This is a genomic window from Clostridium sp. (assembly GCF_036781005.1).
GTDB lineage: Bacteria > Bacillota > Clostridia > Clostridiales > Clostridiaceae > Clostridium_B.
Genome location: NZ_DAIQBT010000065.1, coordinates 1 through 9,126 on the forward strand (window position 1 = coordinate 1; position 9,126 = coordinate 9,126).

At 28.3% G+C, this 9,126-nt stretch carries 10 protein-coding genes and 1 tRNA gene; 6 read left to right on the top strand and 5 right to left on the bottom strand.

Features of this window, described 5'->3' with window-relative positions; translation table 11 throughout:
* The first annotated feature begins 424 nt into the window (after window positions 1-424).
* The 6 genes from V7Q02_RS15415 (at window position 425) to V7Q02_RS15440 (ending at window position 5,927) form a co-directional block, all read left to right on the top strand.
* Entirely contained in the window at window positions 425-1,117 is a 693-nt protein-coding gene (locus tag V7Q02_RS15415; RefSeq protein WP_333861972.1) for a response regulator transcription factor, read from the top strand.
* A 1-nt stretch (window position 1,118) separates the two neighbouring features.
* Window positions 1,119-2,048, top strand: a complete 930-nt coding sequence (locus V7Q02_RS15420; RefSeq protein ID WP_333861973.1) for a sensor histidine kinase — start codon at window positions 1,119-1,121, stop codon at window positions 2,046-2,048.
* 102 nt (window positions 2,049-2,150) lie between these two features.
* Complete coding sequence (locus tag V7Q02_RS15425) at window positions 2,151-3,062, top strand: ABC transporter ATP-binding protein (protein WP_333861974.1); 912 nt, start codon at window positions 2,151-2,153, stop codon at window positions 3,060-3,062.
* Window positions 3,063-3,812 (top strand): ABC transporter permease, encoded by a 750-nt coding sequence (locus tag V7Q02_RS15430; protein ID WP_333861975.1) that lies wholly within the window; start codon window positions 3,063-3,065, stop codon window positions 3,810-3,812. It begins immediately after the preceding gene.
* A gap of 108 nt (window positions 3,813-3,920) precedes the next feature.
* A complete protein-coding gene (locus tag V7Q02_RS15435; RefSeq protein WP_333861976.1) occupies window positions 3,921-4,649 on the top strand; it encodes an ABC transporter permease in 729 nt (242 codons plus the stop codon).
* A gap of 30 nt (window positions 4,650-4,679) precedes the next feature.
* On the top strand, window positions 4,680-5,927 hold the full coding sequence (locus tag V7Q02_RS15440) for a S41 family peptidase (protein WP_333861977.1): 1,248 nt from the start codon (window positions 4,680-4,682) through the stop codon (window positions 5,925-5,927).
* Between the two features lie 82 nt (window positions 5,928-6,009).
* Here V7Q02_RS15440 and folK read toward each other — a convergent pair whose 3' ends face one another.
* From folK to V7Q02_RS15465, 5 genes are all read right to left on the bottom strand, one after another.
* Window positions 6,010-6,846: a 2-amino-4-hydroxy-6-hydroxymethyldihydropteridine diphosphokinase gene (gene folK, locus V7Q02_RS15445; RefSeq protein WP_333861978.1), complete on the bottom strand. Its 837-nt coding sequence runs from the start codon at window positions 6,844-6,846 to the stop codon at window positions 6,010-6,012.
* Window positions 6,847-6,880: 34 nt separating this feature from the next.
* Window positions 6,881-7,357, bottom strand: coding sequence for an HD domain-containing protein (locus tag V7Q02_RS15450; RefSeq protein ID WP_333861979.1), 477 nt, complete (start codon window positions 7,355-7,357; stop codon window positions 6,881-6,883).
* A 14-nt stretch (window positions 7,358-7,371) separates the two neighbouring features.
* Complete coding sequence (gene folE / locus V7Q02_RS15455) at window positions 7,372-7,929, bottom strand: GTP cyclohydrolase I FolE (protein WP_333861981.1); 558 nt, start codon at window positions 7,927-7,929, stop codon at window positions 7,372-7,374.
* A 95-nt stretch (window positions 7,930-8,024) separates the two neighbouring features.
* A complete protein-coding gene (folP, locus tag V7Q02_RS15460) occupies window positions 8,025-8,840 on the bottom strand; it encodes a dihydropteroate synthase (protein ID WP_333861980.1) in 816 nt (271 codons plus the stop codon).
* 148 nt (window positions 8,841-8,988) lie between these two features.
* A tRNA-Phe gene (locus tag V7Q02_RS15465) sits at window positions 8,989-9,064 on the bottom strand.
* Between the last annotated feature and the right edge of the window lie 62 nt (window positions 9,065-9,126).

The following is a 9,126-nucleotide window of genomic DNA, read 5'->3' on the forward strand; positions in this document are numbered from 1 at the left end:
AAGTTTACCTATCTTCTTCATTCTGTTTAATTTTCAAGGATCATTTTCAATCTTTATGCCTGTTTTCCCAGACAGCTTTTATAGTATATCATCTCATTTTACCTTTGTCAACATTTTTTATCATTTTTTTCACTATGAATAAAATTTGCTGATTCATTTCGCATTCGTCACTTCCAAGATGACGGGTTTCATTATATCATGTGTTTTATGTTAGGTCTTAATCCCACATACAATAAAACTAATTTATATTTGTATATCTAAGTTTTATTACATATTTCAAAGTATTTCTAATATAGATACTCCTGGATATGTTTGTTTATTATAATTCCTCTTTTAACTACAATTTATTCACTAAATTTAAATAATATTATATATGCTATAATTTAAATTAAATCATTAATTATATGAAATGAGGTTTATAAAAATGAATATTTCTAAAATATTAATTATAGAAGACGATGAAGAAATAAATAATTTGATTTACAACACTTTAAAAAAGGAAAAATACAACATAATACAAGCTTTCAACGGTGAAGATGCCATAAATAAATATTACAATGATACTTTTCAATTAGTTATTCTTGACTTGATGCTTCCATACATAGATGGTTTGGAAGTATTAAAGAAAATACGAGAGGAAAGTACAGTACCTGTTATAATCCTATCCGCCAAAGACCAAGAAACAGACAGAGTTATAGGCCTTGGCATGGGCGCAGATGACTATATTATAAAACCTTTTTTTACAAGAGAACTAACTGCAAGAGTTAAATCTCAGCTTAGACGATATCTAAACTATAATAGGACTCAACCTAAAAATTCAATTTTACACTATTTGGATCTTGAATTAAACACTTTAAACTATAAAGTATTTAAAAAAACTAAAGAATTAAACTTAACACCAAAAGAATTTCAACTATTAAAACTTTTTCTTGAAAATCCTGACAGAGTATTCACGAAAGCTCAAATATTTAATAATGTATGGGAAAATAAATATATACATGATGACAACACTGTAATGGTAAATATAAAAAGATTGAGAAATAAAATTGAAGATAATCCAAACACACCTAAATACATATCAACTGTCTGGGGTATAGGATATAAACTTGGTGAATAATATGAATATATTTATTTGTATCCTTATATTTATAATAATTTTTCTTTTAACGTCGCTAATATATATTTATAGAAATATATATATCATATATAAATATATAGATGATATACTTAATGGAAACTTAAATCAGAGAATAAGACTCCAAACTAATATAAAATGCCTCAGTAAATTAACTATAAAAATAAATACCCTTATAGGAAGACTGCAATATATTGAAAGAAAAAATATTATAAGTGAAGAATCTAGAAAAAAAATGATATCAAATATATCACATGATTTAAGAACCCCCCTCACCTCAATTCTTGGATATGTGGAACTTATAGTAAATGACCCTAATTTAAGCAAAAATGAGATAAATAGATATATAAAAATAGTTTACACTAAAGGAAATTATCTCTATGATATGTTGGAAGAATTCTTTCAAATCTCAAAAATGGACTCAAAAGACTTCAAATTAGAGATAAAATCCATTGATATATGTGAAATTATAAGGCAACAACTTATATCTTTTTTTAATGAATTTAAAAAGAAAGGTATAGAACCTAAATTAAATTTTCAAAAAGATAATATATACGTCAATGCAGATGAAAAAGCCTTAAATAGAATTTTAAACAATATTCTAAGTAATATCCTAAAGCATGGAAAAAACAGTACAAAAATATGTGTTGATATAAACTATACCAAAGATAAAGTTTTTATATCAATATGGGATAATGGTCTGGGAATACCTGAAGATGACATAAATTACATATTTGACAGACTGTATACCGTTGAAAAATCAAGAAAATCCAATTTGAAGAATAGTGGTCTTGGCCTTAGCATAGCTAAAAAATTAGTAGAATCTCTAGGTGGCACAATTTCTGTATCCAGTATTCCCCTGAAAAAAACAGAATTCAAATTTACCCTTGATAAAGATGTAAGAAAATTGTAAGAACCATGTAAATGGACTGTAAGGATTATATTGTATTATAAATATAGTCCTTTTTTACGCAAAATAATTAAATAAATTATAAATGATAGGATGGTGACTTAAGTGGATAACATTCTAAAAACCTGTAATTTGTCCAAAAAATTTAAAAATTTTTATGCAGTTAATAATTTAAATATGACTATAAAAAAAGGTGATATATACGGTTTTCTTGGTGAAAATGGTGCCGGAAAAACTACCACTATAAGCATGATAATGGGACTTATAAAATCAACTTCTGGAGAAATAGAATTGTTTTCCCAGAAAGTATCCAGTAAAAATAAAAATCTTCTTCAAAGGATAGGTTCTATAATAGAATATCCAGGATTTTACCCAAATCTCACAGCTTCTGAAAATTTAGAAATACACAGACGTATGATGGGTATTCAGGAAAAATATTCTATAAGGCACTCTTTAAAAATAGTAGGTATAGAAAATTTAGAAAATAAAAAGGTAAAAGAATTTTCTCTGGGCATGAAACAAAGGCTTGGAATTGCAAGAAGTCTTTTACATCATCCTGAATTTCTAATATTAGATGAGCCTACAAATGGCCTTGATCCCACTGGAATAAAAGAAATAAGAGAGTTAATTATAGACTTAGCCTGTAAACAGAATATTACATTTTTAATATCCAGTCATATATTAAGCGAGATTCAACAAATGGCTACAAAAATTGGAATAATTCATAAAGGTGTACTTTTAGAAGAAATACCCTATGATGAACTAAAAAGAAGAAACAGACATTATATAAATATAAAAGTTGACAAGGATAAAAAATCTTGTTTTATCTTAGAGGAAAAACTAAATATAAAAGATTACACACTGTGGGAAAAAAATAATCTGAGAGTTTATGAAAGGCTTCAAGAAGTCTCTACTATAAATAAAATTCTTGTTTCAAATGATATACTGGTGGAAGAAATATGCTTAAAAATAGACAGCTTAGAAGATTATTTTCTAAAACTTACAGGAGGAAATTAAATGTTTAATATTATATATTCGGAATTTTTGAAATTAAAAAAATCCTATATAATCATTTTAACCTTGATTATTTCAGTTTTTGTTCCTATTTTTCAATGCATTACATCACTTTCCAATGATTATAATAATATCTCAGATACATTAAGATATACACTTATTAAAAATTATATAATAAATATAGAATTTATTTGTTTTCAATTTTTATATATAGTTTTTTTTTCACTAATAGCCAGCTATATCTTTTCCAGAGAATTTACAGATAAAACCACTAATATTTTATATACCTATCCTGTTAGCAGGACAAAAATATTTATAGCCAAACTCACTACAATATATATATTAATTTTGGCTGTATATTTTATTCAATTTATATCTGCCTATGCAACTCTTTATATATGCTGGGGACAGTTTCCTGCTAAAAATTTTATTACAGAAGATATAAAGGTAAATGTATATTCCCTATTGGCACAATTTTTACTTATACCTATCCCTATATTGATTGGGAATATAAGTAAAAATATTATTTTACCTGTAGTATATGCTACATTAGTTGCCATATCCAATATGTTTATTGCTTTAACAGGTATATACATGCAAATGTCTCCTTTCATACTTCCTGCAATTCCTGTATATCATTTTCATGGAGGAGATCCTCTGGATTTTGTAATAATTACTGTAAATACTCTTTTAACCTTTGGCATACTAAGCTTTATATGCCTTTATTATTATAACCATGTAGATATCAAGTAATTTTTAACCCAGCACTTCCCGTTAATATTCTTCATCTGAACCTCTCTAAACCGCTTCATATTCAGGTAGAGAATTTATTAAATAAGTTACTTTAATGGAGGAATTGAAATGCTAAATACTATATACTCAGAATTTTTAAAACTAAAAAAGACTTATATAATACCTATAGTTTTTATTTGTGGAATCCTTATGACAATACTTATGTTCCTTGCAAGATTCATAACTGAACATGATATGCCTTTTGAAGAATATGCCTATAATATAGAACAGGTAAATTTTTTAATGCTATACACCGTTTTATTTTCCATAACAGCAGCCTATATCTTTTCCAGAGAATTTACAGATATGACTGCTAATATACTATATACTTACCCTGTAAGCAGAGTAAAGATTTTTATATCAAAATTAATAACTTTATATATAATCATTTTTTTTACATATACTATTGAGACCCTCTCAATTCCTATCAGTTATTACCTTCTAAATGGCATTTTCCCAGAAGGAAATTTAATAATTAAGGATATAAGAGCCAATGTTTACTCCTTATTATTACAATTTCTTATAACACCTATTCCAGTATTAGTTGCAAATATAAGTAAAAATCTTATAATACCTTCTTCTTATGGAATATTGTCTTTTATTTTAAGCAGTCTTTTAGTAAATAATAGCCCAGGGAACTTTAAATATATTCCATTAACATCTCCCTATCTTTCATCCGCATATTTTCACAACTTAAAAGATATTAACTTAAATTATGTTTTAATTCCAGGCGTTTTATGTTTTATTTTATTCTTATGTATTGGTATGTATCATTTCACTCAACAAGACATTAGCTAAAATCTGTACCAAATAAAAAGGAGTCTAATAATGGATAAATTTACAAAAACCAATTTTTGTTTTATATTAATCTTCTTAAATATATTTTTTACCGGTTGTGAATCACAATATTTAGGAGGAGACAGAAATACAAAATGGATAAAAGATTTAAATTACATGCAAAAAGCCATTCCTAAAAAACATGTAAATCCATTTTTTAAAATTAACCAAGAAAAATTCAATAGTGAATTAACCTCTTTGAAAAATTCTGTATACAAGCTAAATGATGATCAGATACTATCAGGAATTTACAAAATAGTAGCCAGTATAGGAGACACCCATACCTCTCTCTATAAAAAAACTTCAATTATTTACCCCATACAGTTTTACTATTTTAAGGAAGGTATATATGTTGTAAATACTCTGCCTGAATACAAACAAGCCCTTTACACAAAGCTTGTAAAGATAAATGGCGTAGACATAGAAACAATCCAAAAAAATATTTTGCCATTAATAGTTAATGAGAATAGTGCTTTAATAAAAAAATATATTCCTAAATATCTTACAAATGTTGAAATTCTCCATGGTTTAAACATTACATCCAGTGTAAAAAATGCTCTTTTTACCTTTGAAAACAGCCAAGGAGATAATTTTAATTTAAATATAAATTCTTTAAATAATGAAGATCTCCATGGAAAATTCATTATAAAAGGTACCTTCGATACTTCATATCCTTTATATATGCAAAAAAGTAATTTAAACTATTGGTATAAGTATATAGCCGCAGAAAAAACCCTGTATTTTAAATACAATAAATGTCAGGAAGATAATAATTCCAAAACAATAGAAGATTTCACAACTGACATGCTTAAGTTTATGGGTAGCCATATTGTTGACAAATTTGTAATTGATATAAGAGATAATTCAGGAGGCAGTGACAAATATATTACCCCTATTATAAATTGGATAAAAACCAAAAAAATAAATAACAAAGATCATCTTTTTGTCATAGTGGGAAGAACTACCTTTTCATCAGCCATACTCAATGCTGTCACCTTAAGAAAAGAAACCAATGCAACTTTTATAGGTGAAGAAACAAGCGGTAAACCAAATCATTATGGTTCTGTAAAAAGTTTTACTCTCCCTAATTCAAAAATAGAAATACAATATTCCACACAATTTAATAAAATCTCTGCAGATAATGAAAGTACTTTTATACCTGACAAAATAATTGAAATATCCATAAAAGATTATTTAGGCAAAAAAGATCCTATTTTAAACTATATTTTAAAAGATTAACATAAAACAAAAAAATTACAAATCCCTTTAAGGTTCAGATGGAGAAGAATATTTATCTTAGCCAAACTCTACCTGAACCTGTTTAATCACTTGATAATACCTCTTTTTTCTCAAATTCTCTTGTCAAATCTATAATCCTAGTTTTTAAAAGTGGATGAACCATATAAGGTGCAATATCACATAAAGGTTTCAAAACAAATAATCTTTCCTGCATTCTAGGATGAGGTATAATAACTTCTTCCTCGTAGGTTATCACATCATCATATAAAATTATATCTAAATCTATAGTACGTGGCCCCCATTTTACAACTCTTTCCCTCTTTAATTTTTTTTCTACATCTAATAAAAATTTCATTAACTTTTTAGGAGTCATCAATGTTTTTATTTCCAAGGCTCCATTTAAGAAATCTTCTTGTTCTACATACCCTACAGGTTTAGTGTTATATAACTTAGATACTTTTACCACTTTATTATAGGGAGAACAATTTATATTGTATATTGCATCTTGTATATTCTTTGCTTTATTTCCCACATTTGATCCAATGGCAATGTAGACTTTATGCCACTGCCTGTCTATTTCTACAGCTACCCATTCTAAAGGTTTACCTATAGGTGCCCAAGGTTTTTTCACTTTAACAAATACCTCTTCCACCATTTCATATTTCTTCAATATAAAATCCGCAAGTTCCTGGGCTGACTTTTCAATAAGGTTATATCTTTTCTTTTTAAATTCCTTTTCTATTTCAAGGCATAACTCTCCATAGTTAACAGTTTTGCTTAAGTCATCTTTATCTCCTGCTTCACTTAAATCTAAAAATATTTTTAAAGACACTAAAAATCTCTGACCTAAATCTTTTTCAGCTTGATTTACTCCATGATATGCATAAACTTCCAAATCTTTAACACATATAATATCCATATATCATCATCTCCCAAACAGGTTCCATTAACATTTAATATTTAACATTGTGATTTTTCTTTTCCTCTGGCCAATTGCATTTGGAAGTAGCTTTACACCTAAAACAGTTTCTGGACATTTTGTCACTTGAATAAAATATCTTATTTATTAAATCATCGTTCCGTTTTTTTCTGTGACTCAATATCATACTTAAGATTTGTTCTATTTCATCTTTTATGAAACCGCATTCAATTAAAATACCTTCAGCTAATTGGGCACTAGCCAATTCATGGGGTATACCCTTATCATATTGCATCCATTTTCCTATATCATGCAGCAGGGCAGCTGCATATACATTTTCCTTTTTTACCTGGATATTATTTTCCAATGCCATTATATAAGCTATCCTGGCTACATCTAATGAATGGTATATGTCATGCCTGCAAAATTCACGATACTTTTCTCTTTCAAAATTTTCTTGCATATATTTACAAAACTTTTGATTTTTTAATATACTGTTTACTCTATTCAAAATTTGCCCGCCTTCTATTTCAGTTTTATCATCTCATAAACTTCATTTCTAATTTCAATTTTATTTTTAAATAATCCTCTAGCAGCAACCGTAACAGTCTTACTCCCTGGTTTTTTTATTCCTCTCATAGTCATACACATATGCTCTGCCTCTATTACTACCATAACTCCCTTTACTTCTAAATAATCCATTATTGAATCCGCTATTTGACCAGTCATTCTTTCTTGGAGTTGAAGTCTTTTTGCAAATACCTCAACAGTTCTCGCCAATTTACTTAATCCCACAACCTTACCATTTGGTATATACGCCACATGAGCTTTTCCATAAAAAGGCATGAAATGATGTTCACACATAGAATAAAATTTAATATCCTTTTCTAGCACAATATCATCACTATTTACAGTAAATACCTTCCTTAGATGTTCTTCTGGATTTTCTTTTAACCCAGAAAATATTTCGGTATACATTCTGGCAATTCTATCGGGTGTTTCTGCAAGTCCTTCTCTTTCAGGATTTTCTCCTATAGCTTCTATAATCATTCTTACAGCATTTTTAATTTTGTTTTCATCCATAATACAAATTATATTGAGCATGAAAAGCACACTCAATATTTACCTCCTTAAAATACGTGAAATCATCTAATTTAAAAACCATTAGCTTATTGTAATCATCTAACTATTATATCTGACATTACAGCTGCTCTTTTATTCTCTTTAACATCATGAACTCTTACAAAAGCACATTTTTTCATTATTCCTATCACCGTAGTAGCTATGGTACCTTCCAATCGTTCATCTACTTTAAGGTTTAATGCATTTCCTATCATTGATTTTCTTGAGGTTCCAAGAAGCACAGGATAACCTAGTTCAGAAAATCTTTCTAGATTACGCATAACGGTTAAATTCTGTTCATAATCCTTGCCAAATCCAATTCCAGGATCCACTATTATATTTTTATCATCCACTCCAGCATTTAAAGCAATATTTATACTCTCTTTTAAATCATCTAATATATCTTCTATCAAATTATTATAATTTGTATTATCCTTATTATGCATTAAACAACATGGAACTTTATAATGGGATGCAATAGATGCCATACGAATATCCTTTTTTAACCCCCATATGTCATTTATAAAAGATGCCCCTGCATCCAGCGCTCGTTCTGCAACCTTTGATCTATATGTATCTACTGAAATAGGTACATTTATATGTCTTACCAATGTTCCTATTACAGGAATAATTCTTTCTAGTTCTTCCTGTTCCGTTATAGGTTTATGGCCTGGCCTTGTGGATTCTCCTCCTATGTCTATTATATCAGCTCCTTCCATTTCCATTTGCTTAGCACGTTCTAAAGCTAGTTCTATATTATTAAACTTTCCTCCATCCGAGAAAGAATCCGGGGTAATATTAAGTATACCCATTATATAAGTTCTCTTACCTATTTCAAAATCTTTTTTACCTATATTCATTATTCTACTCATTATGCCACCTTCAGTCATTATTTTTTATTAAATACTATAATTAATTTTATATATTATTTATTTTAACAAAACATTGAATAATATACAAATATCCGACCTTCACATTTTTATTATACATAAAAAAACTTCAGATTTTATCTGAAGTTTTTGGTGGCCAGACCAGGAATCGAACCAGGGACACGAGGATTTTCAGTCCTCTGCTCTACCGACTGAGCTATCTGGCCATAACCAATCCGGCAGCGACCTGCTCTCCCACAGGGCCTCCCCTGCAGTACCATGGGCACTG

Excerpts from the sequence above, each read along its gene's own strand:
- folP (WP_333861980.1), bottom strand. The coding sequence starts at position 8,840 with ATGAGTAGAATAATGAATATAGGTAAAAAAGATTTTGAAATAGGTAAG.
- folK (WP_333861978.1), bottom strand. The coding sequence starts at position 6,846 with ATGGATATTATATGTGTTAAAGATTTGGAAGTTTATGCATATCATGGA.
- V7Q02_RS15435 (WP_333861976.1), top strand. The coding sequence starts at position 3,921 with ATGCTAAATACTATATACTCAGAATTTTTAAAACTAAAAAAGACTTAT.
- V7Q02_RS15430 (WP_333861975.1), top strand. The coding sequence starts at position 3,063 with ATGTTTAATATTATATATTCGGAATTTTTGAAATTAAAAAAATCCTAT.
- V7Q02_RS15415 (WP_333861972.1), top strand. The coding sequence starts at position 425 with ATGAATATTTCTAAAATATTAATTATAGAAGACGATGAAGAAATAAAT.
- folE (WP_333861981.1), bottom strand. The coding sequence starts at position 7,929 with ATGGATGAAAACAAAATTAAAAATGCTGTAAGAATGATTATAGAAGCT.
- V7Q02_RS15420 (WP_333861973.1), top strand. The coding sequence starts at position 1,119 with ATGAATATATTTATTTGTATCCTTATATTTATAATAATTTTTCTTTTA.
- V7Q02_RS15440 (WP_333861977.1), top strand. The coding sequence starts at position 4,680 with ATGGATAAATTTACAAAAACCAATTTTTGTTTTATATTAATCTTCTTA.